The organism is Bradyrhizobium lablabi, assembly GCF_018131005.1.
In the GTDB taxonomy this organism is placed as follows: Bacteria; Pseudomonadota; Alphaproteobacteria; order Rhizobiales; family Xanthobacteraceae; genus Bradyrhizobium; species Bradyrhizobium lablabi_D.
In genome coordinates this window covers 1,008,100-1,034,278 of record NZ_JAFCJK010000001.1, presented here as the reverse complement: position 1 = coordinate 1,034,278, position 26,179 = coordinate 1,008,100, and the positions used below count along the sequence as shown (strand labels likewise).

General features: G+C 63.9%; 24 protein-coding genes and 1 riboswitch. Of the genes, 6 read left to right on the top strand and 18 right to left on the bottom strand.

All coding sequences use genetic code 11. The features are described 5' to 3' along the window. Positions 1 to 124: 124 nt before the first annotated feature. Together JQ553_RS04820 and purH are read left to right on the top strand one after the other, a co-directional pair. Complete coding sequence (locus JQ553_RS04820; RefSeq protein WP_212498819.1) at positions 125 to 1,819, top strand: heparinase II/III family protein; 1,695 nt, start codon at positions 125 to 127, stop codon at positions 1,817 to 1,819. 60 nt (positions 1,820 to 1,879) lie between these two features. Continuing rightward, positions 1,880 to 1,961: riboswitch (ZMP/ZTP riboswitch) on the top strand. Positions 1,962 to 1,986: 25 nt separating this feature from the next. Further along, the gene (gene purH, locus JQ553_RS04815; RefSeq protein ID WP_212498703.1) at positions 1,987 to 3,579 is read left to right on the top strand and encodes a bifunctional phosphoribosylaminoimidazolecarboxamide formyltransferase/IMP cyclohydrolase; all 1,593 of its coding nucleotides are present in this window, start codon (positions 1,987 to 1,989) and stop codon (positions 3,577 to 3,579) included. 132 nt (positions 3,580 to 3,711) lie between these two features. On the opposite strand, the gene JQ553_RS04810 is transcribed toward purH, so the two are convergent. Next, a complete protein-coding gene (locus JQ553_RS04810; protein ID WP_249143916.1) occupies positions 3,712 to 5,904 on the bottom strand; it encodes a TonB-dependent receptor domain-containing protein in 2,193 nt (730 codons plus the stop codon). A 138-nt stretch (positions 5,905 to 6,042) separates the two neighbouring features. On the opposite strand from JQ553_RS04810, the gene nikR reads away from it, so the two are divergent. Further along, positions 6,043 to 6,480 carry a nickel-responsive transcriptional regulator NikR gene (gene nikR / locus JQ553_RS04805; protein WP_212498702.1) on the top strand — a complete coding sequence of 146 codons (438 nt, stop codon included), beginning with the start codon at positions 6,043 to 6,045 and terminating at the stop codon, positions 6,478 to 6,480. Positions 6,481 to 6,516: 36 nt separating this feature from the next. Here nikR and JQ553_RS04800 read toward each other — a convergent pair whose 3' ends face one another. Both JQ553_RS04800 and JQ553_RS04795 read right to left on the bottom strand, forming a co-directional pair. Then, on the bottom strand, positions 6,517 to 7,464 hold the full coding sequence (locus JQ553_RS04800; protein ID WP_212498701.1) for a hydroxymethylglutaryl-CoA lyase: 948 nt from the start codon (positions 7,462 to 7,464) through the stop codon (positions 6,517 to 6,519). A 7-nt stretch (positions 7,465 to 7,471) separates the two neighbouring features. Then, a complete protein-coding gene (locus JQ553_RS04795) occupies positions 7,472 to 8,641 on the bottom strand; it encodes a CaiB/BaiF CoA-transferase family protein (protein ID WP_212498700.1) in 1,170 nt (389 codons plus the stop codon). 193 nt (positions 8,642 to 8,834) lie between these two features. Here JQ553_RS04795 and JQ553_RS04790 point away from each other — a divergent pair, with 193 nt between their 5' ends. After that, positions 8,835 to 9,587, top strand: coding sequence for a sulfate transporter family protein (locus tag JQ553_RS04790; RefSeq protein ID WP_212498699.1), 753 nt, complete (start codon positions 8,835 to 8,837; stop codon positions 9,585 to 9,587). Positions 9,588 to 9,708: 121 nt separating this feature from the next. Here the strand turns inward: JQ553_RS04790 and JQ553_RS04785 are convergent, their stop codons facing one another. From JQ553_RS04785 to nth, 6 genes are all read right to left on the bottom strand, one after another. After that, complete coding sequence (locus JQ553_RS04785) at positions 9,709 to 11,274, bottom strand: DHA2 family efflux MFS transporter permease subunit (RefSeq protein ID WP_409363026.1); 1,566 nt, start codon at positions 11,272 to 11,274, stop codon at positions 9,709 to 9,711. Then, a complete protein-coding gene (locus JQ553_RS04780) occupies positions 11,271 to 11,777 on the bottom strand; it encodes an isoprenylcysteine carboxyl methyltransferase family protein (protein WP_212498698.1) in 507 nt (168 codons plus the stop codon). Before JQ553_RS04780 ends, JQ553_RS04785 begins: the two co-directional genes overlap by 4 nt. Further along, a complete protein-coding gene (locus JQ553_RS04775) occupies positions 11,774 to 12,826 on the bottom strand; it encodes a type III polyketide synthase (protein ID WP_212498697.1) in 1,053 nt (350 codons plus the stop codon). Before JQ553_RS04775 ends, JQ553_RS04780 begins: the two co-directional genes overlap by 4 nt. 225 nt (positions 12,827 to 13,051) lie before the next feature. Beyond that, a complete protein-coding gene (locus tag JQ553_RS04770; protein ID WP_212498696.1) occupies positions 13,052 to 14,692 on the bottom strand; it encodes an MFS transporter in 1,641 nt (546 codons plus the stop codon). Next, complete coding sequence (locus JQ553_RS04765; protein ID WP_312015085.1) at positions 14,679 to 15,830, bottom strand: HlyD family secretion protein; 1,152 nt, start codon at positions 15,828 to 15,830, stop codon at positions 14,679 to 14,681. The genes JQ553_RS04770 and JQ553_RS04765 overlap by 14 nt, the downstream gene beginning before the upstream one ends. Positions 15,831 to 15,893: 63 nt before the next feature. Continuing rightward, complete coding sequence (gene nth / locus JQ553_RS04760; RefSeq protein ID WP_212498695.1) at positions 15,894 to 16,655, bottom strand: endonuclease III; 762 nt, start codon at positions 16,653 to 16,655, stop codon at positions 15,894 to 15,896. Positions 16,656 to 16,677: 22 nt separating this feature from the next. Between nth and JQ553_RS04755 the strand changes: the two genes are divergently transcribed. Both JQ553_RS04755 and JQ553_RS04750 read left to right on the top strand, forming a co-directional pair. Continuing rightward, the gene (locus JQ553_RS04755; RefSeq protein ID WP_212498694.1) at positions 16,678 to 17,208 is read left to right on the top strand and encodes a DUF2244 domain-containing protein; all 531 of its coding nucleotides are present in this window, start codon (positions 16,678 to 16,680) and stop codon (positions 17,206 to 17,208) included. Positions 17,209 to 17,263: 55 nt separating this feature from the next. Next, positions 17,264 to 18,160 (top strand): bifunctional helix-turn-helix domain-containing protein/methylated-DNA--[protein]-cysteine S-methyltransferase, encoded by an 897-nt coding sequence (locus JQ553_RS04750; RefSeq protein WP_212498815.1) that lies wholly within the window; start codon positions 17,264 to 17,266, stop codon positions 18,158 to 18,160. A gap of 109 nt (positions 18,161 to 18,269) precedes the next feature. On the opposite strand, the gene JQ553_RS04745 is transcribed toward JQ553_RS04750, so the two are convergent. The 9 genes from JQ553_RS04745 to dnaK all read right to left on the bottom strand — a co-directional run bounded on the left by JQ553_RS04745 (position 18,270) and on the right by dnaK (position 25,926). Beyond that, positions 18,270 to 18,800, bottom strand: a complete 531-nt coding sequence (locus JQ553_RS04745; RefSeq protein ID WP_212498693.1) for a GNAT family N-acetyltransferase — start codon at positions 18,798 to 18,800, stop codon at positions 18,270 to 18,272. Beyond that, positions 18,797 to 19,420: a 2,3-bisphosphoglycerate-dependent phosphoglycerate mutase gene (locus JQ553_RS04740; protein WP_212498692.1), complete on the bottom strand. Its 624-nt coding sequence runs from the start codon at positions 19,418 to 19,420 to the stop codon at positions 18,797 to 18,799. The genes JQ553_RS04745 and JQ553_RS04740 overlap by 4 nt, the downstream gene beginning before the upstream one ends. Positions 19,421 to 19,450: 30 nt before the next feature. Continuing rightward, positions 19,451 to 20,263 (bottom strand): 4-hydroxy-tetrahydrodipicolinate reductase, encoded by an 813-nt coding sequence (gene dapB, locus JQ553_RS04735; RefSeq protein WP_212498691.1) that lies wholly within the window; start codon positions 20,261 to 20,263, stop codon positions 19,451 to 19,453. A 116-nt stretch (positions 20,264 to 20,379) separates the two neighbouring features. Further along, a complete protein-coding gene (locus JQ553_RS04730) occupies positions 20,380 to 20,682 on the bottom strand; it encodes a DUF1330 domain-containing protein (protein WP_212498690.1) in 303 nt (100 codons plus the stop codon). A 23-nt stretch (positions 20,683 to 20,705) separates the two neighbouring features. Then, positions 20,706 to 21,416 (bottom strand): orotidine-5'-phosphate decarboxylase, encoded by a 711-nt coding sequence (gene pyrF, locus JQ553_RS04725; protein ID WP_212498689.1) that lies wholly within the window; start codon positions 21,414 to 21,416, stop codon positions 20,706 to 20,708. 6 nt (positions 21,417 to 21,422) lie between these two features. Further along, positions 21,423 to 22,001, bottom strand: a complete 579-nt coding sequence (locus JQ553_RS04720) for an NADPH-dependent FMN reductase (RefSeq protein ID WP_212498688.1) — start codon at positions 21,999 to 22,001, stop codon at positions 21,423 to 21,425. Between the two features lie 45 nt (positions 22,002 to 22,046). After that, the gene (locus tag JQ553_RS04715; RefSeq protein ID WP_212498687.1) at positions 22,047 to 22,649 is read right to left on the bottom strand and encodes a class I SAM-dependent methyltransferase; all 603 of its coding nucleotides are present in this window, start codon (positions 22,647 to 22,649) and stop codon (positions 22,047 to 22,049) included. Between the two features lie 92 nt (positions 22,650 to 22,741). Beyond that, positions 22,742 to 23,875, bottom strand: coding sequence for a molecular chaperone DnaJ (dnaJ, locus tag JQ553_RS04710; RefSeq protein WP_212498686.1), 1,134 nt, complete (start codon positions 23,873 to 23,875; stop codon positions 22,742 to 22,744). A gap of 149 nt (positions 23,876 to 24,024) precedes the next feature. Further along, positions 24,025 to 25,926, bottom strand: a complete 1,902-nt coding sequence (dnaK, locus tag JQ553_RS04705; protein WP_212498685.1) for a molecular chaperone DnaK — start codon at positions 25,924 to 25,926, stop codon at positions 24,025 to 24,027. Positions 25,927 to 26,179 lie beyond the last annotated feature (253 nt).

The following is a 26,179-nucleotide window of genomic DNA, read 5'->3' as shown; positions in this document are numbered from 1 at the left end:
GTGTGTTGCGGCCGTTTCCGCATTAAAAGGGATTCGCTGAAATTCTCCTCCCCCAAGGTAAGACGTGTCGGTCGCTCAAAGCAGACGCATCTCGACGCTGATCGCCGGCCGCTTCGCGCGCAGCATGGCCGCGCGCGCCACCGCCGGTACGGTGGCTTTGTCGCGGCTGTGGCCCGGCCGCACCGACCGGCTGATCATAGCCCCGCACGACTTGCGAACCGCTGACGCTACCCGCGCCGCCGAGATTTATGCCGGCCGCTTCGTGTTCGCCGGCAAGATCGTCACCTGCCATGGGCGCTCGATCTTCGATCTCGAGCCGCCGTCGGAGGACTGGGAAGCTGCGCTGCTCGGTTTCGGCTGGCTGCGCCATCTGCGCGCTGCCGACACCGCGCTGACCCGCGCCAATGCGCGCGCACTGGTCGATGACTGGATCTCCAATCAGGCGCGCAAGCGGCCGCTGGAACGCCGCGCCGACGTGCGCGCACGCCGCGTGGTCTCGCTATTGTCGCAAGCGCCGCTCGTACTCGGCGATACCGACGGCAAATTCTACCGAAAATACCTGCGGGGGCTGGCGCGCGAGATCCGCTATCTGCGGTACTCCACGCTCGACAATGCCGACGGCGTGCCGCGGCTGCAGGTGTTGATCGCGCTGTGCTACGCCGCGCTATGCCTCGCCAACCAGGCGCGCAACATCCGCACGGCGACGCGAAAGCTCTCCGACGAGTTGCAGCGCCAGATCCTGCCCGACGGCGGGCACATCTCGCGCAATCCGGGCGCGCTGGTCGAACTGCTCAGCGACCTCCTGCCGCTGCGGCAGACTTTCGCCGCGCGCAACATCGCGCCGCCGCCGGCACTGTTGAACGCCATCGACCGCATGATGCCGATGCTGCGCTTCTTCCGTCACGGCGACGGCAGTTTCGCCCTGTTCAACGGCATGAGCAGCGCGCCGTCCGATCTCGTCGCGACGCTGCTCGCCTATGACGATACGCACGGCGTGCCGATGGCAGGCATGCCGCATACCGGCTTCCAGCGCCTCGACGCGGGCGCCGCGACCCTGATCGTCGACACCGGCCCGCCGCCGCCGCCGAGCGTCAGCCAGGACGCGCATGCCGGTTGCCTGTCTTTCGAGTTTTCCGCCGGGACAAGCCGTATCGTCGTCAATTGCGGCATGCCGACCACTGGACGGGACAATTGGCGGCCGTTCGCGCGCTCCACCGCGGCGCATTCGACGCTGACCTATCACGACACCTCGTCGTGCCAGTTCGTCGAACTGTCGGCGATGAAGCGGTTGCTGCGCGGCGCACCGATCACCAGCGGCCCTCGCAAGGTCGAGAGCTATCGGGAGGCTGTCACCGACGGCGATGTGCTCACCGCCTCGCATGACGGCTACCTCTCGCGCTTCGGCGTGATCCATCGTCGCGTGCTGACGGTGTCGCAAGACGGCACGCGCCTCGATGGTGAGGACTCGCTGTCGCCTGCGCCCGGCCGCCGGATCAAGGGTGACGACGCTGATTTTGCGCTCCGCTTTCATCTGCACCCGTCGGTGAAAGCGAGCCGCCTGTCGGATGCGCGCGGTGTGATGCTGGTGCTGCCGAACCGCGACGTCTGGACCTTCGAGGCGCTCGACGACAAGGTCGATCTCGAGGACAGCGTATTCCTCGCCGGCAATGACGGTCCGCGCCGCACCTCCCAGATCGTGATCCGCCAGGACGCGCGGCAGGCCTCGTCGCTGCGCTGGAGCTTCACGCGCTCCTCGTCCTCGGCCACCGCCACCACGGCTCGGCGCAACGCCCGCCGCGAGCCGGAACTGCCGCTGTAGACGTACGCGGCTCGCGTCATATCCCGTCGTTGTGAAGCGCGCCGAAAGCTGCTAACGAGCACTCGCTCGCGCGACTGGCGACCTTGGATGGAGCACCATCGGGAAGCGCGGGAAAGATCTGCCGCGCGCCTGGGCATAGGTACTCCCCCGGACAGAGGATCTTGCCCATGACTGACCATCCCCGCCGCGTCACACGAGCCCTCCTTTCCGTTTCCGACAAGACCGGACTGATCGAATTCGCTAGCGCCCTCGCCGGGCATGGCGTCGAACTGGTTTCTACCGGCGGCACGGCCAAGGCGATCACCGCTGCCGGTCTCAAGGTCAGGGACGTCTCCGAACTCACCGGCTTTCCCGAGATGATGGACGGCCGGGTCAAGACGCTGCATCCGAAGGTGCATGGCGGTCTGCTCGCGATCCGCGACAACAGGGAGCATGCCGCGGCGATGCAATCGCACGGCATCGCGCCGATCGATCTCCTGGTCGTCAATCTCTATCCGTTTGAGGCAACCGTCGATAAAGGCGCCGGCTTCGAGGAATGCATCGAGAATATCGACATCGGTGGCCCCGCGATGATCCGCGCCGCGGCGAAGAATCATGACGACGTCGCCGTCGTGGTCGATGCGAACGACTATCAGTCGGTGCTCGACGAGCTCGCCGCGCACAAGGGCGCGACCTCGCTCGGTCTGCGCCGGCGGCTCGCCGCCAAGGCCTATGCGCGCACCGCGGCCTATGATGCCGCGATCTCGAACTGGTTTTCGGTGCAGCTCGAGACCAAGGCCCCGGACTACCGCGCCTTCGGTGGAAAGTTGATCCAGTCGCTGCGCTACGGCGAGAACCCGCACCAGACCGCGTCATTTTACGCCACGCCGGAGAAGCGCACCGGCGTCGCCACCGCGAAGCAATTGCAGGGCAAGGAATTGTCCTACAACAACATCAACGACACCGATGCGGCCTATGAATGCGTAGGCGAATTCGATCCGAAACGCACCGCGGCCTGCGTCATCGTCAAGCACGCGAACCCGTGCGGGGTTGCCGAGGGCCCCGATCTCGCCACCGCCTACCGCCGCGCGCTCGCCTGCGACTCGACCTCGGCCTATGGCGGCATCATCGCTGTTAATCGCACGCTCGACGCGGAGGCTGCACGTGCCATCATCGGCATCTTCACCGAGGTCATCATCGCGCCCGACGCGACCGAAGAGGCGATCGCGATTATCGCCGGGCGGCGCAATCTGCGCCTGCTGCTCGCCGGCGGCCTGCCCAATCCTCGCGCTACTGGCCTGACCGCCAAGACGGTTGCCGGCGGTCTGTTGGTGCAGAGCCGCGACAATGCAGTTGTCGAGGATATGGACATCAAGGTCGCGACCGCGCGCGCGCCGACCGAGGCCGAACTGCGCGATCTCAAATTCGCCTTCCGCGTCGCCAAGCACGTGAAGTCGAACACCATCGTCTACGCCAAGGATCTCGCCACCGTCGGCATCGGCGCCGGCCAGATGAGCCGCGTCGATTCCGCCCGCATTGCGGCGCGCAAGGCACAGGATGCGGCGGCCGAGTTGAAGCTCGCCGAGCCCCTGACCAAGGGCTCGGTAGTTGCATCCGACGCGTTCTTCCCGTTTGCCGACGGCATGCTCGCCTGTATCGAGGCTGGCGCTACCGCGGTGATCCAGCCCGGTGGCTCGATGCGCGACGATGAGGTGATCAAAGCCGCCGACGAGCACGGCATCGCCATGGTGTTCACCGGCGTGAGGCACTTCCGGCACTAAAGCGCGATGAGGTAGGCTCAATCGTCATCACGTTTAGGTGCTTGTTTGAGCATGATCTCCGCGCAAACGCTTCGCGTTTGTCGCGAGGGAAAACCGCTAAACACTTTTCCGGATCATGCTCTCATTAGAGAATCAGAATGTCGCGGCCAGCGTCAGCCGGACGGCGAGCGGCTCGGCCGGATGGACATGGCGATCGGCGACGCCGTCGATCGGCTCGCCCGGCAGCCGCGACAAATAGTAATATTCGATCTGGTTGGTCTGCGCGTTGAACAGATTGAGCACGTCAAGTTGCAGCCGCATACCGTTGTCGAATTTGTAGCCGGCGCGGGCATTGACGATCAGCGACGACAGCGAATTTACACTGCCATCCTCGATCAGGGGGCGCGGGCCGAAATAGCGGGCGCGCAGCGCGCCGAACCAGCCGGTCTCGCGGCCAAAGGTGATACTGCCGCTGGCGACCCAGGCCGGCGCTCCCGGAATGAAATTGCCGACCGGATCGAAATCGGTGAAACGGGCGTGGGTATAGGCCAGATCGAAATCGAGACTCATCCACGGCAGCAGCTTGTACTGGTTTGTCCACTCGACGCCGACGCGGCGGCTCGGCCGGCTCGGTTCCGTGGTACCGGCGTCGCCGACGAACAGCAGCTCGGAATCGAAATCCAGCACGAACACCGCGAGCGATGAGGTGAGGCCGTCGATCACGCGCGTGCGGATGCCGAGTTCGGCGCCCTTCGAACGCACGAGCAGCGGCACGCGATCGAGCGGCGTCACCTTGTCGTTGGGATCGACCGTGATGGTGGCACCCCTGATATCGTTGGAATGCAGACCAAAGCCGGCATTGCCGTAGAACTCGGTCTTTGACCAGGGCCCGAGCACGATGCCGACCTTGGGGCTCGTCATCGCGGCCTGCGCGTCGCCGGAATTCTGCGGCGTGTCGCTCAGCACCTGGCCGGCAAAATAGTCTTCGCGGATGCCGACCGTGGTACGCAGCCAGTCGGTCCAGCGGGCGGTGGTGTCGGCCCAGAGCGAGACGCTACCCTCCTGCACATGGTCGTTGCGCACCGTGGACAGGATCTGCCGCTGCAGCGTCTTGAACAACCCGACATTGATATCGTCGTAGCGGGCCTGCACGCCGACACGCGTCTCGGTCTCGATACCGGCAAGGCGGACAGCGAAGGCGTGGCTCGCGTCGAAGCCGTAAACGGTGCGCCGGTCGATCTGGCTGAACTGGTCGCCGTTGACGGGATCGTCGAGGAAATAGGTAAAGTCGTTGTAGAGTTGGAGTGCCGAACGAATCACAAAGGCATTGGCCTTGGTCTGCCCGTATTGGCTTGACTGCGCCCAGTTGCCGGAGAGGCTGAAGCGGCTGGAGGTGCCGCCATCGGTCGGATCAAGCGAGCCGAAGCGATCGATGAGGCCCTGATCGATCGCGCGCTGCGGCACCTGATCGGTCGAATTCCAGCCGTTGGAATAGGCCATTGCAGTCAGCGAAAGGCCGTCGGTCGCGGTGCCCTGGCTGTAGCGCAGCACGCCGTTCAACTTGCGGACATCGTCGGGTACCTCCCACGGGCCGTTATATTTGTTGGCCTCGAAGGCCGTGAGCAGCGTGCCCTCCCCGACCTTCGTGGAGCCGGCAGCCAGCACACGCGCGTAACCGAAACTGCCGAAGGTGAGTTCGGCGATGTTCTTCGGCAGCGCGTTGAGATAGTCGATGCTGACGGTACCCACGGAGGCGAAATCGCCCTTGTCGGCGTAATAGGGACCCTTGCGGACATCGACCGAACGGATCAGTTCCGGGATCATGAAATTGATGTCGGCATAGCCCTGGCCGTGGCCGTGGGTCGGCATGTTGATCGGCATGCCGTCGACCGTGATAGCGAGGTCGGTGCCGTGGTCGAGATTGAAGCCGCGCAGGAAGTACTGGTTGGCTTTGCCCTCGCCGGAGTGCTGGGTGACGATCAGCCCCGGCACCACCTCCAGCGCCTCGCCGGGCCGGGAGAACGGGAGCGCATTCACCTCGGCGCCGCTGATCTGCGTCGCGCTGGCCGCGGTCGGCTGCAGGTTCGGTGCGTGCAGGGACGCCGAGCCGCTGGTGATGCCATTGGCGGCCGGCGCCGACTGGATCGACGGGGACGTCCCCGGCTTGCGCCCGGCGGGGGCGTGGCGTGGATGGGATGCCCTGGTGCGTTTTGGCGGGACCCGATCGGACGACGTCACCGTCAACGGCGGAAGTTCGCCTGCGGCTGTAGCCTGGGCTTCCGCCTCCGGCACATACGCGGCAATAGTTGCGCCTGCGAGAAATATCCGCAGAACTTCCCTACGCAACGCACATGCCTCCGCATGGTACCTGCTACAGTCACGCGGCAACCGCACCAGCTCGACCAACCCGGCAAGCGACGCTAGCAAGCGCAGTATGACGTTACAATAAAAATATCATACTGGCCCAGCCAACACGGACAGTCCATGCAACGGATCACCATCACCATCGAGGACGATTTGCTCGCGGAGATCGACGACGCCGCCGAGGCGCGGGGCTACCAGAACCGCTCCGAGATCATTCGCGACCTCGCGCGCGCCGGACTGCAGCAGAGCGCGGAGGAGGCGCCATCGGGACAATGCGTGGCCGCACTGGTCTATGTCTACGATCACGCCGCGCGCGACCTGTCGAAGCGACTGGTGCAGAATTTCCACGGCCATCACGATCTGTCGCTCGCAACGCTGCACGTCCATCTCGACGACGACAGTTGCATGGAGGTAACGGCACTCAAGGGCGCCAGTGGCGAGGTCCGGCATTTCGCCGACCACATTATCGCTGAGCGCGGCGTGCGTTACGGCCGCGTGGTGATGATCCCGACGGCCTCAGACAAGAAGCCGCGCAAGCGGGTGCACAAGCACGATTGAGACGTCCCGTCGCCGAGCTTGCGGAGCAAAGGGACCTTACGCCGCCTTGGCCTTGGTGCCGCAGGGGAGTCCGGCGCGCGCCAGGCCGCCATGGAGCGGCTCGTTCGGCATCTCCGCCTCGAGGATCGAGCGCACCGCAATCAGCCGGTCGAGATCGATACCGGTCGGGAATCCCTTGCTTTCGCAGAGAAACACGAGGTCCTCGAACACGACGTTGCCGGTCGCGCCGGGCGCGAACGGACAGCCACCGAGGCCGCCGAGCGAGCCATCGAGCACGCGCGCACCTTCGTCAAGCGCGGCGGCGGCATTCGCAATGCCCATGCCGCGCGTATCGTGCAGGTGAACGCAAACCGGCTTCGATCCGGCGATCTTCACCGCACCCCTGGTCAGCTCACCGACCTGCCTGGGGCCTGCATAACCGACAGTATCGGCGATCGCGACCATGTCGACGCCGGCCTCATAGAGCTTCTCGGTGAGGCGCAGCACTTCCTTCGGATCGACCGGGCCGGCGATTGAGCAGCCCAGCGCCATCGAGATCGCGGCATTCACCACCGGCTTGTGGGCGCTGGCGTCGCGCAGCTCGCAGAGCCGCCTGACGTTCTCGATCGCGGATTCGCGCGAGCGGTTGGCGTTGGCCTGGCTGTGCTCCTCGGTCGCCGATACCACCGAGGCGATCTCGGCGACGCCCGAGGCCAGCGCCTCATTGACGCCGCGCTCGTTGAGCGCGAGCGCAATGCCGTGCGCGCCGGGAAGCGAAGCGATGGTCGCGACGACGTCGCGAACGTCGACGAATTGGGGGAATGTCTTTGCCGGCAGGAATGACCCGACCTCGAAATGCCGGACGCCGGCGGCATATTCGTCGCGTACCCAGCGCTGCTTGGCCGTGGTCGACGGAAACGCCTTTACGAGCTGCAGGCCGTCGCGAAGGCCGACTTCGCGCAAGGTCACCTTGTCGTTGGGATAGATATCGCGAACACGAATCATGGCCGCCTCACGCAGCATTTCCGGTTGAAGAGAATTGCTGACGCTCGAGCTCGGCTCGCACCGGTTCCGTGTCGGCGCCAAGCGGAGGGACTTTCAAGCCTTCCCCGATGTTGTGTCCGTTCCATTCGACCGGCAATGCCGGCACGTGGAACGTCTTGCCGTCAGCATTGACGTTATTCACAAGACCGCCGGGACGCAACACATGCGGGTCCCGAAGCAAGTCCTCGGGACGGTTGATCGGTGAGAAGCAAATATTCAGCGAATCGAGTTTCGCCGACAGGTCAGCCGCCTTCCAGCGTTTGATCTCCTCGGCGACGCGCGGAATAATCCTGTCCCGGGCCATGATGCGATCGGTGGTCGTGCGCAGCGTGGGATCCTCGGCAAATTCCTTCAGGCCGAACTCGCGGCAAAAGCTTTGCCAATGGCCTTCGGTGACGACCCCGATGAAGATGCGATCGCCGCCAGCGGTATCGAAAATATCATAGATCGGCCAGGCGTGCTCGCGCTCCGGCATCGAGCGCGGCTTGCGGCCGGTCATCTCGTACTCGACCATGTGCTGGGCGACCAGAAACAGGCAATTCTCGAACAGGCCGATACGGATGTCGGCGCCGTTCCTGTTGCCGCCGCGCTTCTGGTAAAGCGCGGCCAGGATCGCGATCGCACCGAACATGCCACCCATGATGTCGTTGGCGGAAGAACCGACCCGCTGCGGCTTTTCGCGCGTGCCGGTCATCGCCGCGAGCCCCGACATCATCTGCACGACTTCATCGAGCGCGGGACGATGGTCGTAGGGACCGGACAGAAAACCCTTGTGGCCGGCGATGATCAGGTGCGGATGCCGCTTGCGCAGGTCTTCGGCGCCGAGGCCTTGCTTGTCGAGCTGACCATCGCGAAAGTTCTCCAGGAACACGTCGGCGCCCGCGAGCAACCGGTGGATCGTCTCGCGATCTTCATCTCTGGTGAAGTCGAGCACGACGCTGCGTTTGCCGCGGTTGAACAGCGGGAAGAACGAGGTGCCCATGCCGCCGAGCGAGCGGGTCTTGTCGCCTCCGGGCGGCTCGACCTTGATCACCTCGGCGCCGAGTTGCGCCAAAATCATCCCGCAGCTTGGGCCCATCACCATGTGGGTCATCTCGACGACCCTCACGCCTTCCAGCGGCAGTCCGCTTCCGGTCATCGGTTTCTCCGTATTCGCTTTGCGGCGTCGGTTCAGACCGCGCCGCACGCTATCTGAAAAATAAAGTCTGTCGAATAGCGTTTTTGTGGTTCTGGGACACGCCCGGTCCACCGGCCGCGACACAACGGCTCTTGCCGAAGCCATATTGCGTGTCTACCTCTCGCCGGAACTTTGCTGGAGAGGTCGACCCGCCATGTTGGACGCCGCCGTCAAGGCGCTTTCGCAGATTCTGTCGCCGCCGATGCGCTCGATCCTGTGGCGCTCGATCGGGCTCGCGCTGGTGCTGATCACGGCACTCGCGGTCGGATTGCAGCGGCTGCTTAGCTGGTTTGCCGACTATGGCGAAGTCTGGGCCGAGGGCATTCTGGGCCCCAGCTTCCATTCCACGCTCAATATTCTGTCCTGGATCGTCTCGATTGCTGCGGGTCTCGGAGTCGTGCTCGGCGGCATTTTCCTGATGCCCGCGATCACCTCGCTGGTGGCAAGCCTGTTTGTCGACGACGTCGCCGATCATGTCGAGCGCGAGCATTATCCGGCCGAACCGCCCGGCGTGGCGCTGCCGTTCAGGCTCGCGATCGCCGAGGGCGTGAAGACCGCTCTGCTGACGATCCTGGTCTACCTGATCGCGCTGCCCTTTGTGCTTGTCGCCGGCGCCGGCTTCATCGTGTTCTTCATCGCGACCGCCTGGCTGTTAGGACGTGAATATTTCGAGCTCGCGGCGATGCGGTTCCGTTCGCCGGACGAGGCCAAGGCGATGCGCCGCGACAACGCGGCGACCGTGTTCACCGCAGGTCTGTTCATCGCGGCCTTCGTCTCGATCCCGATCGTCAATCTGGCTACGCCGCTGTTCGGCATGGCCTTCATGGTCCACATGCACAAGCGGCTCTCCGGCTCCCGACCCGAGCTGATCGAACCGGCGCGGCGAAGCAACGTGCCCATGGCCTAAAGCATGATCCGGAAAGGTGTGTAGCGGTTTTCCCCCGCGACAAACGCGTAGCGTTTGCGCGGAGATCATGCGCAAGCAACAGCTAAAGCGCGATGATGATCCATCCGGATCTCATCGCGCTTTAGGTCCGATCCGAAGGTGCCGGCTGCGGTGAAGCCCGGTCGCGGGCGAGCGGGACCAGCAGCAATCCAATGATCGCCACGCATGCAAGCATTGCCCATGCCTCGTTGATGCCAAGCGCGAGCGACGCTCGCTCGACCAGCGGACGGACGAACGACACGGCAGCTTCGTCGGGCGGCCCCGGCGGGCGATCGATGAGGAGCTTCGGATCGAGCCCGATCGCCTGTGCGGCGGTGACATCACCGCGCAGTAAGCGGGTGCGGAAATCCTCGGCGTAGATCCAGCTTCGACCGTAGAGAATCGTATCGATCATGGCGATACCGATCGCACCGCCCAGATTGCGCATCAGGTTGAACAGCCCGCTGGCGTCAGCCACTTCCGCGTCCGGTAACGCGCCCAGCGCAATACGTGTCGGCGGCAGCAAACAGAACATGATCGCAACGCCGCGTACGATCTGCGGCCAAAACATCTCGCCGAAATCGGCGGTGCGCGGTTGGAACGCGCTCAGGCCGAGACCGAGCGCGAACAGGGCAAAGCCCACGCCAGTCAACAAACGGGCGCCAATGCGGCTCTCGAGAAACGCCGCGAGCGGCGCGGCGACGAGTTGCGCGACCCCCGTCACCAGCATGACGGTGCCGATCTCAAGGGCATCATGGCGCCGGACGAAACCGAGAAAGACCGGCATCAGATAGACCGAGCCATACAGGCCGATCCCAAAGCAAAAGCTCAGCGCGCAGCCGACTGCGAACGAGCGTCGCCTGAACGTCGAGAGCCTTGCGATCGGATGCGCCGCGCCCGACGTGCGCAGGATCAAGACCGCCATTGCGGCGATGCTTCCGACCAGCAAGGTCGCGCAGAGCACTGAGGTCCAGCCACGTTGCGGCGCCTCCTTCAGCCCGATCTCGAGGCTTGCGAGCGCGGCCGCGAGCAGAACCAGCGAACCCCTGTCCAGCTTGAACAATTCGCGCAGATGCACGGCGTCCCGCGGCAGCAGGAATGGCGTGACAGAGGCCGCAATCATGCCGGGGATGACATTGATCAGGAACAGCCACGGCCACGACCAGGTCTGCGTGATCCAGCCGCCGACGACGGGCCCGACGGTGGGTGCGAGCACCGCTACAATGCCGGCGATCGTGGTGGCAACCGCGTGAAGACGCGGCGGGAACAGCGTAAACACCGCAGAGAACACGGCTGGGATCAACATGCCGCCGGAAAACCCCTGAACCACACGAAATACCAGCAGCACGGCAAAGCCACCGCTGAAAGCGCAGCCTATGGACGCGACCGTGAACAGGCTCACAGCCGTCGCGAACAGCCATCGCAGCGACAGCACGCGCGTGAACAGTCCGGTCAACGGGATCGCGATGACCTCCGCGATCAGATAGGCGGTCTGGATCCAGCTCATAGCGGACGGCGAGATCGTAAGCGCGCGCTGGATCGTCGGTAGCGAGGCCGCGACGATCTGGATGTCGAGGATCGCCATGAACATGCCAAGGCACATCAGCAGAAATCCTGTCCAGATCGCGACGGATGGACTGCCAGCACGACACTCCGTCCGGTCGTTCATGGGGTGCTGATGTGGCCGAGCGAGGAAAGAGTGCGCGCCTCGACGCGAATTCGAACTGCGAGCGCCGCGATGTTGAAGACAGTGAAGATCAACGCGATCAGCGGCAGATGCAGCGCAAGCGGAAGCAGCGCGATCTCGCAGACGACGACGGCATAGTTCGGGTGCGAGAGGTACCGGTAAGGGCCGGATACAACCAGCGGCTCACCCGGCAGCACGATAATCCGCGTGGTCCATCGCGGGCCGAGCGCGGAAAGGATCCACATCCGCAAGACCTGCAGCCCCAGATAGGCCGCAAGCGCAGCCGGATTGACATCCTGATCATGCCCCCACACCCACAGTGCGATCAGCCAGCCAGTGTGAACCGATACAACGAGCGGATAGTGATCGGCGCCAGCTTCGATGGCGCCGCGCGCCAGAAGCCGCCTCGTGTTATGGTGCGACAGCCCGAGCTCGCCCAAACGCTGCAACGTAACCAGCGCAAGGATGATCGACGCCAGACTCACGCGGCGTGCCTTAGCGCAACGCAGCTTACGGTGAAGCCGGGCCCGAGCGCGGTCAGGAGCGAGCGCGGCGGCAGGCCTCTGGCGCAGGCGCGCTCGAGAACGAAGAGAATCGTCGGAGCCGACATGTTGCCGCAATCGGCGATGATGTCGCGTTCATGATCGAGCGTGCCCCGATCGAGCGCAAGCGCCCGCTCCAGCGCCGCGATGACCTTGGTGCCGCCGGGATGGCACAGGAAGCGGTCGATGTCGTCGACTGTCAGGTTCATCCGAGCGAGGATTTCGGCAACGGCCGACCCCATATTGTCGCGGACGAAATCAGGAATGGTGCGCTGGAAGATCACGCCGAATCCTTCCGGATCGACCGACCATCCCATGATGTCGAGTGTATCCGGCCATAGCTTTTCGCCGGTCGCCTCGATCCGCGTTGCCCCGCCGTCGCCTGCGCGCAGTACGATCGCCGCGGCTCCGTCACCGAACAGGCTGGCGGCGACGATGTTCGCTTTGGTGAGCTCATCATGCCGGACCGCGAGCGTACATAGCTCAAGCACGACCAGCAGGACGTTCGCTCCCGGCCGCGCTTCCGCAAGGCGCGATGCGATCGACAGGCCCGACACGCCACCGGCGCAGCCGAGACCAAACAGCGGCACACGCGACACGTCCCCCCGCAGACCGAGCTTACCCGCCACACGCGCTTCCAGCGTCGGCGTTGCGATCCCCGTCGAGCACACCGTGACTATGGTGTCGATGTCGCTGCCGGACAGGTCGGCCCGGGCGATCGCCTTGCGCGCGACTTCGACGAAAAGCAATTCCGCGCCTTCGAGGAAGGCCTGCGTTCGCTCCGGCCAGCCACGCCGCTCGAGATACCATTCGATCGGTTTCACGCCGTAACGATGCCGGATACCGGTGTTGGCAAAGAGGCTCGAAAGCGTGTCAAATTCCGGATAGCGCTTGGCCAGCAGGTCGCGCGCCGCCTGCAGAATCTGTCCCTGATGAAACAGATGGGGTGGGACCGAGGTCGCCACCGAGACAAGCGCGGCCATTTGCTTCATCTGACTCATCCTGCCTCTGATCCCGCTACGTGGAACCGCACGATGAGCAAAATATTTCAAGCCGCAGGAAGGCGCCGCGTTCAATATAAGTTGAATGCTCCAAAGCGCGATGAGATCAGGATGAATCATCATCGTGCTTTGGCTTGTTGTTTGCGCATGATCTCCGCGCAAACGCTGCGCGTTTGTCGCGAGCGAAAGCCGCTACACACTTTTCCGGATCATGCTCTAGCCGCGAGCCGCCGCAACGGTCGCGCCGCATTTGCGGAGCACGGTCCTGGCGAAACCGAAGGGCTCCGGGGTTAGTGGCCCCGGCGGTGCGCGCGCGATCAGTGAGATCACAAGGAGGGCTGCGATTGCCAGCCAGAAGCAGAGCCAGAAGCCGTCGATATAGGCCAGCACATTCGCTTCGCGCTGCACCAACGCTGCGAGGGTGCCGACAGCCCGCGCGATGGCGGTTGAGGCACCATGAACCGCGAAGCCCTCCGCCAGCTCCTGCAGCCTGCGCACCACGTCTGCATCACCGTTTGCGACATGCTGTCCGAGATAATTGGAATGGATCTGCTCGCGCACCCTGAGCCATGTGCCCATCAGCGCCACGCCGATCTCGGCGCCACCGAGCCGCATGATCTGGATATAGGCCGCGAACGCCGTGGCGCGCGTCGGATCGGAATTGGACACTGCGAGAATGATGACTGGCAGCAGCGTGAACGCCTGTCCGACCGACAGCAGCAGCATGATTCCGACAAAATCCTCCCGCGCCCAGGCGTGGGTCAACTGCGTGCCCCAAAGATTGGCGGCGGCGAACGCGGAGAATCCGAGCACGGCGACGGCGCGCGCATCAAAGTTGCGGAGCAGGACAATCGAGACCGGCACCAGCACGAACATCGGCAGTGCGCCATAGGTCAGGAGCAGCACACCGGACTGCTCCGGCCGCATGGACGCGACTACGCTGAGGAAATTCGGCACCAGCGACGAGTTGGACAGGCTGGTCAGCGTGTACAAGAGGATGGCGAGTAGCGAGAGCCCGACGTTGCGCGAGAACAGCACGTTCACATGCGCCCAGGGCTGATGCACCAGGCTCTCGTTGATCAGGAACAGGATCAACAGCACGCCGCCGGCGATCAACAGCGCCATCACCTCGCCTGACTCCAGCCAGTCCAGCCGGTTGCCCTGGTCGAGGCCTGCATAGATCATCGACACGCCGGCGCCGAGCAGCAGCATGCCGCCCCAGTCGGCATGACGCAGCAGGTCGCGGTTGACCGGTTCGTTTGGGGTGCCGAGATAGACCATCAGGCCCATCAGCGGCGCGATCGTGACGCCCTGCCAATAGATCCACTGCCAGCCGAGATGATCGACATAGAAGCCGACCACCGAGGTCGAGGTGTCGAGCGCGAAGCCGACGCGGATGGAATAGATCGATATCGCGGGCAGCCACCATTGTATCGGCAGATTGCGGAAGATGATCATCAACGTCGCCGGCACGAAGGTGCCGAGCAGCATGCCGTGGATGATGCTGAGCGCAATCAGTGTCGTGAAATCATGCACGAAAGGGATGAGCAGCGAGACGACGGCGTAGACGAGGCTCGGGATGCCAAGCACGCGCCGCAGACCAAATACGGTGGCAAGCCAGGCGACGGACGGCGCGATGAAGATTTGCGAGCCGATGGCGGCGGTCGAGAGCCAGGCGCCTTCGTCGAAGCCAAGCGAGAATGCGCCGCGCAGGTCGGGCAGGCCGACCGTCGTCAGGCGGCTGTCGAAATTGGCTAGAAACGCCCCAAGCAGCACTGCGACGACCGCGAACAGCGGGTAGCGCGCGACCTCGCCGCGCGAAATGGGACCGCAATCGCCCTCTTTACTTTCCGCCATTGACGCCGGCCTCGGCGGTATTGATCCTGGTGACGACGGACATACCCGGCAGCAAGCGCTCGATCAGCGGCTGGTCCTTGTCGAACCGGATTCGCACCGGGATGCGCTGCACCACCTTGGTGAAATTGCCGGTAGCGTTGTCGGGCGGCAGCAGCGCGAATTGCGAGCCGCTTGCCGGCGCGATCCGCTCGACACGGCCGCGCAGCCTTTCGTTTGGAAAGGTGTCAACAGTGATCTCGACCGGCTGGCCCGGCCTCACGCGAGTGAGTTGCGTCTCCTTGTAATTGGCGATCACATAGACGTCGGGCAGCGGCACCACATTGACGAGATTGGTGCCGATGTTGACGTAATCGCCCGGCTGCACCTGCCGCTCGCCAGTGACGCCATCGAACGGCGCGACGATTCTCGTGTAGCCAAGCTTGAGCTTCGCCGCCGCAAGCGTCGCCTTAGCGGCGTCGAGATCAGCGGCGCGCTGCTTCTTGTTTCCCTGCAGGACCTCGAGCTGATGGCGCTGGGCGGCGATGACGGCACGGCTGGCGCGGACGTCGGCCTGCGCCTTGGCGTACGCCGCTGTTGCCTGCTCGAACCGCTGCCGCGTGCCGGCCTCGGTTTGCGTCAGCGAATGCTGGCGTTCCTCCTCCTGCCGCGCCTCGACCTCCAGCGCTTCCGCGGAGACGCGCGCAGCTTCGGCCTGCGCTATCGTCGCATATTGCAGCTCGATCTGGTTGCTCAGATTGTCGAGCGCGGCCTGTGCGGCCGCGACCCCAGCCTCGGCCTGCGCGACCTGCGCCTCGTAGTCGGCGGGATCGATCTGCACCAGGAGATCGCCGGCCTTGACGCGCTGGAAATCCTTGACGGCCACAGTCAAGACTTCGCCGGCGACCCGGCTGCTGAGCTTGGTCAATTCCGCGCGTACATAGGCGTCGTTGGTGGTCTGGATCGTGGCCCCGCCAACCCAGGCATTCCAGCGCGTCGTCGCCACGACCATGAATGCGATTGCCGCCAGCACCGCAAACAGCGGGATCGCTAAGCGGCCCCACAACCCGCTCGCCGTAGCCTGTGGCCGGGCTGGCGCCGTAGCCGGGGCAGGAGCAGCCTGGCTGGCGACTGGCGGGCTGGCCTGAACCTGCTCTGTCACGACAACTCCCTCGATCCCCCGGAACGCCGAACGAGGCTATCAACAGATGATGTTGATCATGCCTCAGACCGTCTTCTCCGGCCATCTGCAAAGATCATTGATCAGGCATACCTCGCAGCGCGGCGAGCGCGCGAGACAAGTGTAGCGGCCATGCAGGATCAGCCAATGATGAGCGTGCAGCATGAATTCGGGCGGGATCACCTTCTCCAGCCCAAGCTCGACCTCGAGCGGCGTCTTGCCCGGCGCCAGTCCAGTTCGGTTGCCGACGCGAAACACATGGGTATCCACGGCCATGGTGTGCTCGCCAAATGCCATGTTGAGCACCACATTCGCGGTCTTGCGCCCAGCGCCGGGCAGCGACTCGATCTCAGTGCGGGTCCGCGGCACTTCGCCGCCGAATTCCGCGATCAGCTTCTCCGAAAGCGCGATGACGTTCCTGGCCTTGTTGCGATACAGCCCGATGGTCCTGATGTAGTCGCGCACCTTCTCCTCGCCGAGCGCGAGCATCTTCTCCGGCGTATCGGCAACGGCAAACAGCGCGCGCGTCGCCCTGTTGACGCCGGCGTCGGTGGCCTGTGCCGACAGCACCACCGCTACCAGCAGGGTGTAGGGGTTGAGGTGTTCCAGCTCGCCCTTGGGCTCGGGATTGGCTTTGCGGAACCGGCTGAAGGCTTCGTGGACCTCGGCCGCCGTCCAGGGTTTCTGTCTTGCCGCCCTCTTTGCAGCGCGTTTAGGCGGCGACTTTGCGGGCTTCGCGGATTTCTTCTTCGGGACGGACCGAACGCTGGACGTCTTTGCGCGTTGAGCGCGAGTGATTTTGGCCATGATCGGGATATACTGACACGCCATGACCGCAGGCAACGACTTTGATCCCGGGAACGACGCTGAGGCCGAGCCGAAGCTGTTCTCGGCATTGCTGACGCCGCACCGTTCGCTCAACCGCACCGGCTTTGTGGTGTTGATGACGGTCGTCACCGTGATCAGCTTCATCGCCGGCACCGTGTTCTGGTGGTTGGGCGCCTGGCCGATCTTCGGCTTCTTCGGCCTCGACGTGCTGGTGGTCTATTGGGCGTTCAAGGTCAATTTCCGCAGCGCCAAAGCGAGCGAGGAGATCACGGTGACACCATCGGAGTTGCGGGTACGCCGGGTCAGCCATCGTGGTCATGTGGTGGAATGGGTGCTCAATCCGCTTTGGGTGCAGTTCGAGCAGAAAGCGCATGAGGAGTTCGGCATCGAGCGGCTCTATCTGGTCTCCCGCGGCCGCCGGGTCAGCATCGGCAGCTTTCTGAGCCCGGACGAAAAGGCCAGCCTTTCCAAGGCGTTGATGGTTGCGCTGAACACCGCCAAGCGGGGCCCGACCTACAATCCCATCCACTAGCGGCTTGTCAGAAATCGGGTGGTTTGGACGCGCCATGTCCCTTAAATCAGATCCCATGATGACACTCGCCATACATGACCAGCGCCTGGCCAAGCCGGGCCCGCAGAACGCCGCACTGCGCGACTATGACTCGGTGCGGCGCGCGATCGCGTTCATCTCGGAGCACTGGCGCACGCAGCCGACCATCGAAGCGATGGCCGACGCCGCCGGCGTCACACCGGATGAACTTCATCATTTGTTCCGCCGTTGGGCCAGCCTGACGCCAAAGGCCTTCATGCAGGCGCTGACGCTTGACCATGCCAAGGGTCTGTTGCGCGAGTCGGCCAGCGTGCTCGATGCCGCGCTCGACTCCGGGCTCTCGGGGCCCGGCCGGCTGCACGACCTGTTCGTGACGCACGAGGCGATGTCGCCGGGCGAGTGGAAAAACGGCGGCACCGGCATGACGCTGCGTTACGGCTTCCACCCCTCGCCGTTCGGCACAGCGATCGTGATCGCGACCAGCCGCGGGCTTGCAGGCCTCGCCTTCGCCGATCCCGGCGAGGAGAGGACGGCGCTGGCCGACATGACACGGCGCTGGCCGAATGCGACCTACGTCGAGGACACCGACGGGACCGCCGCGCTGGCGCAGCGCATCTTCGATACGCGGCTGTGGCGGCCGGACCAGCCGTTGCGCGTGGTGCTGATCGGAACCGATTTCGAGGTGCGGGTGTGGGAGACGCTGCTGAAGATTCCGATGGGCCGCGCCGTCAGCTATTCCGACATCGCCAACAAGATCAGCAACCCAAAGGCCTCGCGCGCGGTCGGCGCCGCGGTCGGCCGCAACCCGGTGTCATTCGTTGTGCCGTGCCATCGGGCGCTGGGCAAGAGCGGCGCACTGACTGGTTACCACTGGGGCATCACGCGGAAGCAGGCGATGCTCGGCTGGGAAGCCGGTCAGCTTGGGTCGCATTGACAGGCAGGATTTCTATGGCGTTTTCGAGCGAAGTCGCCACCGGTTCCCGCGAAGAAAACGAGTCAAAACAAGAGTCTGGAGAGAAGCGAAACCCATTCCGCAATTTCCACTACTGATCCAGCCGTTTCCAGAACAGCGCGGTGTCGCAGAGCCGGCCGTCGGGAAACAGCGCGTAATTCGGGATCAGACCGCATTCCGTCCAGCCGGCGCGCTTGTAGAGGCGATAGCCATTTTCACCAGGCACGGTATCCAGCACAAGCAGCCAGCGGCCATGGCGCTTCGCCTCGTCCTCGATGCGCGCCATCAGTGCAGCGCCGATACCACGGCCGCGGGCGGCGCGATGCACCAGCATCTTCTTGATATCGGCGCGATGCGGTTGATTGGGCGGCGTGTCGAGGCCGAGCTGTACCGTGCCCACGATTCGACCGCCGAGCTTCGCTGCAAGCAGCACGGTGTCGCCGGCCGCAACGGAGCTCGCGATCTTGCGGAAGAAAGCAAGTGCGTCGGCTTGCGAAAACGGCGACATGAAGCTGACACTCGCGCCACCTTCGACGCAATCGACAAGCACCGCAGCGAGCTGATCGAGTGCCGCATCCGGGATTGGCGCGACGAGAACGTCGATGTCGACGTGTTCCCTCACGCCGCCAGATCGACCTTGGACGCCACAGTGGAATCGAGATTAAGCCGATAGATCACCGGCACGCCAGTCGCGAGTTCACGCTTGAGGATCTGCTCCGGCGTCAGCTTCTCCAGCACCATGATCAGCGCACGCAGCGAATTGCCGTGGGCCGACACCAGGGTGCGCTCGCCGCGCAGCACGCCGGGCAAAATTTCCTGCACGTAATAGGGCAGCGCCCGCGCCAGCGTGTCCTTTAGGCTCTCGCCGCCGGGCGGCGACACGTCATAGGAGCGCCGCCAGATCAGCACCTGGTCCTCGCCCCACTTCTTGCGAGCGTCGTCCTTGTTAAGACCCGAGAGATCGCCGTAGTCGCGTTCGTTGAGCGCAAGATTCTCCTTCGTCGGCAAGCCGGTCTGACCGATCTCGGCGAGCATCAGCTTCAGCGTGTGCTGCGCGCGCGTGAGGTCGGACGTAAAGGCGACGTCGAACGACAGGCCCTGCGCCTTCAGCTTGCGGCCGGCTTCCTTGGCCTCGGCAATTCCCTGTTCGGTGAGATCGGGGTCCTTCCACCCGGTGAAGAGATTTTTCAGATTCCATTCGCTCTGGCCGTGCCGCACGAGCACTAGAAGACGATCGCTCATTCCACCGTTTCCGTTTCGCTTCAGCTTGATTTATTCGCTCAATCCCAGCACGTCGGCCATGGAATAGAGCCCGGGGGTCTTGCCATGCGCCCAGAGCGCCGCCTTCAGCGCACCCTGGGCGAACAGCGTGCGATCCTCCGCGTGGTGCGACAGCGTGATGCGCTCGGAGGGCCCGGCGAAGATCACGCTATGATCGCCTGCCGCGGTGCCGCCGCGCAACGAGGCAAAGCCGATATCGCCCGCGCGCCGCGCCCCGGTCAGTCCATCGCGGCCACGTGCCGAATGTTGCGCCAGTTGGACGTTGCGTCCAGCCGCGGCAGCCTCGCCGAGCATCAAGGCGGTGCCCGACGGCGCGTCGATCTTGGCCTTGTGGTGCATTTCAAGGATCTCGATGTCGAAGCTCTCATCGAGCGACCGCGCAACGCGCTTGACCAGCGCAGCGAGCAGATTGACGCCAAGGCTCATATTGCCCGATTTCACCACGACGGCGCGATTGGTGACGCTCCTGATCACGGCATCGTCGGACGGAGACAGGCCGGTGGTGCCGATGACATGAACGAGGCCGCGCTCCGCCGCGATCGCGACATTGGCGATGGTCGCCGCCGGCACGGTGAAATCGAGAATACCGTCGGCCTTGGCCGTCATCGACCACAGGTCCGCCGAGACCTCGACGCCATTGGCCGGGAGACCAGCGAGGACACCGGCGTCTTTGCCAAGAAGCTCCGAGCCCGGCGCTTCCAGCGCTCCCGCCAGCACAGCGCCCGGAGTTTCGGAAATTACCCGCGTCAGCGCACGGCCCATCCGGCCGCCGGCCCCCGCAACAATCAGACGCATGTCACCCATGGCTCACCTCTTCAGGCCGTATAAAGCATGAACCGGAAAAGTGGAAACCGGTTTTCCGGCCGGGATCATGCCCTAGCGGTGTGATTCGGGAGGCCGGTTCCGGCGGCCTGCGTGTCTCAGGGCTGCGGGCCGTCATAGCCCTCGATGATGATGAGATCGGCGATCGAATGCGGCTGCCGCACCTCGATATTGGCCTGGTATTCCGGCGAGCGGTAGCAGGCCATCGCCGTCTCAAAATCGGGAAATTCGATCACGACATTGCGTGAGCGGCTTTGACCTTCGACGCCGGTGAACTGGCCACCGCGCACGACATAACGGCCGCCGAACTTCTTGAAAATCGGAAGGTTGGCGGTCGCATAGGGTTTGTAACCGTCTTCGTTATGAACGTCGACGCGTCCGATCCAGTATCCCTTCGGCATCTGTTTATTCTCCTTGTTGCTGCTCAGGACAGCGCCCGCGCGATCTCGCCCTGGATGGCCTCGGCGGCGGCCTTGGGATCGCCGGCTTCCATCACCGGCCGACCAACCACCAGATAGTCAGCGCCGGCAGAAATAGCGCGCGCCGGTGTCATGATGCGCTTCTGGTCATCGGTCGCAGATCCCGCGGGGCGAATCCCCGGAGTCACCAGGTTCATCTGATGGCCGACGATCTTACGCAGCGCGGCCGCTTCTTCAGGCGAGCTCACAATGCCATCGACGCCGAACTCCTGCGCCTGCCGGGCGCGCGCCTCGACGAGGTCGGCGACGTTGAGGCGATAGCCCGCCGCATGAAGGTCGCCATCGTCATAAGAGGTCAGCACCGTGACGGCCAGGATCTTCAGGCCCGAACCGGCGCGTGCCTCGACTGCGGCCTTCATCGTCTGCGGATAGGCATGCACGGTGAGGAAGGTTGCACCGAGATTTGCCACGCTTTCCACGCCGCGCGCGACGGTGTTGCCGATGTCGTGCATCTTGAGATCCAGGAACACCTTCTTGCCACGGCTTGCGAGTTGCTTCGCAAGCGGCAAGCCGCCAGCATACGCGAGCTGATAGCCGATCTTGTAGAAGTTCACGCTGTCACCAAGCGTTTCGATCATCGCCTCGGCTGCGGCAATGGCCGGCAGATCGAGCGCCACGATCAACCGGTCTCTCGGCGCGACACTGGCTCTCTGCATGTCACCTCACATCATGTGTTGGGAGAAGTCGATCAACTGCCGCGTCATTGCCTGCATCGCGTCGACGTCGGCGTGATGCTTCAGCTGGTCCATATCGTCGTAGGCATGCTCCGCAAATGACAGTGCGAGCTGATTGGGGATCACGGTTGCGTGGCAGGCCGTAAGAATCAGCCGCAGCGCGGCGAGTGCGCGCGTGCCGCCGAGCCGGTTGCCGGACGCGGCGGCGATCGCGAAGGCGCGGTCGCGGAACACCTCGCCGCGGGCTTCGTGCTGGTCCTGCACCCGGCTCATCCAGTCAATGGTGTTCTTCACCAGTGCCGGCACCGATGAATTATACTCCGGCGTCACGATCAGTACGCCGTGATGGGCGCTGACCATGCGCTTGAGATTGACGGCGTTCTTGGGCACGCCCGACTTGGCCTGCAGGTCGCCGTCATAGATCGGAAGCGGGAAGTCGGCGAGCGAGATGCGGGTGACGTCGGCACCTTGCCGCACCAGTTCCTGTGCCGCGACGGCCGCGAGCTTCGCATTGAGCGAGCCAGTGCGAAGCGATCCAGGGATCACGAGGATTTTCAGCGCGGACATTTTGAAATCGCGTTCAGGACGAGCCCGCGCGACGGCGCAGAGCGATCAACCCTTGCGATACACCCAGACCCGGGCGGGTGGAAGGTTCATCCAGATCCGCTCGGAAGCTTCCGTGGACACGCCCGGCAACGATTTGGGAATCGGGGGCACGACCGAATAGGTGAATTGAACGAAGGGCGCGTGCGGGGCGAGCATCAGGAATGCGTCGCGGACGAGCCTCAAGCGCGTCAGCATCGGCTTGGTGACCAGCGGCAGGCCGGAGACCACAGCCGATGCCGGAGCTTTCAGGACGTCCCACAGCGAATCGCGGAGCGCATAGGCATCGCCCTGGACGACCTTGGCTTGTGGGTAGCGTTCGCCCAGGAGCGCGCAGAAGCCAGGATTGTATTCGACCAGTACGAGCCGCTTCTGATCGACGCCATGCTCGATCAGCGCATTGGTGATCGCACCGGTGCCCGGCCCAAGTTCGACGACCGGTCCTTCCGCGTGCGCATCGACATATTGCGCCATGGTGCGGGCAAGCAGCCGCCCAGACGGCATCACCGCGCCCATATGCAGCGGCTTCTCGATCCATGAGCGAAGGAAACGGACCTCGTCGTCCAGACGGGGGGGCTTCTTCAACGCGCGCGCGGACGATTGCAGGGACATGTCGCTACCAGGCGGGACCGCACGATCGCGCGGTTGTCAGAAAACGGTCATAAAGACGTATAGGTCGGAGCAGCCATGGTCAAGCATGCCGGCTACTGCTGGACGGAACGACTTCCGAAGAAGTCCTTGACCTTAGAGAAGAAACCCGCCGCCTCCGGCTGCGTCGCACCCGACGACAGTTTTTCAAACTCCATCAGCAATTCCTGCTGCTTCCTGGTCAGATTCTGCGGCGTTTCGACCACAACCTGGACGTACATGTCGCCGGTCTGACGCGAGCGCAGCACCGGCATGCCCTTTGCTGCGATGCGGAAGCGCCGCCCAGATTGTGTGCCGGACGGCACCTTTACCTTGGTCTTGCCCTTGTCGATAGTTGGCACCTCGAATTCGCCACCGAGCGCCGCCGTCACCATCGAGATCGGCACACGGCAATGCAGGTCGGCGCCATCGCGCTGGAAGAACTGGTGCGCTGTCAGCGACAGGAAGATGTAGAGATCGCCTGGCGGGCCGCCGCGGATGCCGGCCTCGCCTTCGCCCGCAAGGCGAATGCGCGTGCCGTCCTCCACGCCCGGGGGAATGTTGACCGACAAGGTGCGGTCGCGCGTCACTCGACCCGACCCGACACAGGAGGTGCAGGCGTCCTCGATCATCTGGCCGCGGCCCTGGCAGCCGGGGCAGGTGCGCTCCAGCGTGAAGAAGCCCTGGGCCTGCCTGACACGACCGGCACCGCCACAATGCGAGCACGTCTTCGGCTTGGTGCCGGCCTTGGCGCCGGTGCCCGAGCAGGTTTCACAGGTAACGGAAACTGGAATCTCGATTTGCGCGGTCTTGCCCTGGAAGGCGTCCTCGAGAGTGATCTCCATGTTGTAGCGCAGGTCGGCGCCGCGCTCGCGGCCGCCGCTGCGGCGCTGCCCGGCCATGCCGAACAGGTCCTCGAAAATATCGGAGAATGACGAGGCGAAGCCCGCGCCGAAGCCGGGACCGCCACCGCCCATGCCCTGTTCGAACGCGGCATGGCCAAAGCGATCATAGGCGGCGCGCTTGTCGCCGTCCTTCAGCACCTCGTAGGCCTCGTTGATTTCCTTGAACCGGATCTCGCTCTGCGCATCGCCGGGATTGCGATCCGGATGCCACTTCATCGCGAGCTTGCGGAAAGCTGCCTTGAGCTTGGTCTCGTCCGCGTTCCGCTCGACCTCGAGGGTTTCGTAATAGCAGCGCTTGGTGGACATCCTTCAATTCCGTCCGAAGTTCGTCGCCATCGCAGAGAATCGCGCTGGTCTGGAAGATGCGGCGATCGGCTTAACGAAAAATGACCCCCACCCCGTCGAGACGCGCTGCGTGCTCTTTGGCGTGAGGGCCATCATTTCCAGCTCGCGGCTTAAGCAGACTTCTTGTTGTTCTTGTCGTCGTCGACCTCGGTGAATTCCGCGTCGACAACGTCGTCCTTCGCAGCGTCCTTGGCCGCATCGGACTCCGCCTGCTGCTTGTACATCGCTTCACCGAGCTTCATCGAAGCTTGTGCCAGCGTATTGGTCTTGGCCTTGATCGCCTCGGCATCGTCGCCCTTCAACGCTTCCTTGAGGTCGCTGACAGCGTCTTCGATCGAGCGGCGCTCGGTCTCCGAAATCTTCGAACCGTGCTCGGCCAACGCCTTCTCGGTCGAATGCACCAGACCATCGGCGTGGTTCTTGGCATCGACCGCCTCGCGGCGCTTCTTGTCCTCGGCCGCATTGGCCTCGGCGTCCTTGACCATCTTCTCGATGTCGGACTCGGACAGACCGCCGGACGCCTGAATCCGGATCTGCTGTTCCTTGCCGGTCGCCTTGTCCTTCGCCGACACGTTGACGATGCCGTTGGCGTCGATATCGAAGGTCACCTCGATCTGCGGCATGCCGCGCGGAGCCGGCGGAATACCCATCAGGTCGAACTGACCGAGCATCTTGTTGTCGGCCGCCATTTCGCGCTCGCCCTGGAAGACGCGGATGGTGACGGCGTTCTGATTGTCCTCGGCCGTCGAAAACACCTGGCTCTTCTTGGTCGGGATCGTGGTGTTGCGGTCGATGATGCGGGTGAACACGCCGCCCAGCGTCTCGATGCCCAGCGAGAGCGGGGTCACGTCGAGCAGCAGCACGTCCTTGACGTCGCCCTGCAGCACGCCGGCCTGAATCGCGGCGCCGATCGCCACGACCTCGTCGGGATTGACGCCCTTGTGCGGCTCCTTGCCGAAGAACTGCTTCACCATTTCCTGGATCTTGGGCATGCGGGTCATGCCGCCGACCAGCACCACCTCGCCGATTTCGCCGGCGGTAAGACCGGCATCCTTCAGCGCCTTGCGGCACGGCTCGATGGTCTTCTCCACGAGATCGGCCACCAGCGCCTCGAACTTGGCGCGGGTCAGCTTCATCGTCAGATGCTTCGGACCGGTCTGGTCAGCCGTGATGAACGGCAGGTTGATTTCAGTCTGCGTGGTCGACGACAGCTCGATCTTGGCCTTTTCGGCCGCTTCTTTCAGACGCTGCAGCGCGAGCTTGTCGTTGCGCAGGTTAATGCCCTGCTCCTTCTGAAATTCATCGGCGAGATAGCCAACCAGGCGCATGTCGAAGTCTTCACCGCCGAGAAAGGTGTCGCCGTTGGTGGACTTCACCTCGAACACGCCGTCACCGATCTCGAGGATCGAGACGTCGAAGGTGCCGCCGCCGAGGTCGTACACCGCGATGGTGCCGGCCTTCGACTTGTCGAGACCGTAGGCAAGCGCAGCCGCTGTCGGTTCATTGATGATGCGCAGTACCTCAAGGCCGGCGATCTTGCCGGCGTCCTTGGTCGCCTGACGTTGCGCGTCGTTAAAATAGGCCGGAACCGTGATGACGGCCTGATCGACCTTCTGGCCGAGATGCGCCTCTGCGGTTTCCTTCATCTTCTGTAGGATGAAAGCCGAGACCTGTGAGGGCGAATAGGTTTTGCCGTCGGCTTCGACCCAGGCGTCGCCGTTCGATGCCTTGACGATCTTGTAGGGAACGAGCTTCTTGTCCTTCTCGACCATCGGGTCGTCGTAGCGGCGGCCGATGAGGCGCTTCACCGCAAAGAAGGTGCGCTCGGGATTGGTCACCGCCTGGCGCTTCGCCGGCTGGCCGACGAGGCGCTCGCCATCGTCAGTGAAGGCAACGATCGACGGCGTCGTCCGCATGCCCTCGGCATTCTCGATCACCTTCGCGTTTTTGCCATCCATCACGGCAACGCACGAATTCGTGGTGCCGAGGTCGATCCCAATGACCTTACCCATGGTTTTCATATCCCTCTTGCTGCGGCAGATTGGTTGGGCCCTGACGGCGCTCCGAACCGAACCCCCAGACGTTCACATACTCGCGATATTGCGACGGTGAGCCTGATATAGGAGGGAGGGTCGCCCCCGCAAGGACTGGACGCCACGTTGATGCCTGAAAAGACTGACGTTTGAAAGATTGTGTCACTCCCGGGGCCGCCCGGCTCGGCCCCTCAACATGTTAACAGATGGGCAATCATTCAACGGCGACCCG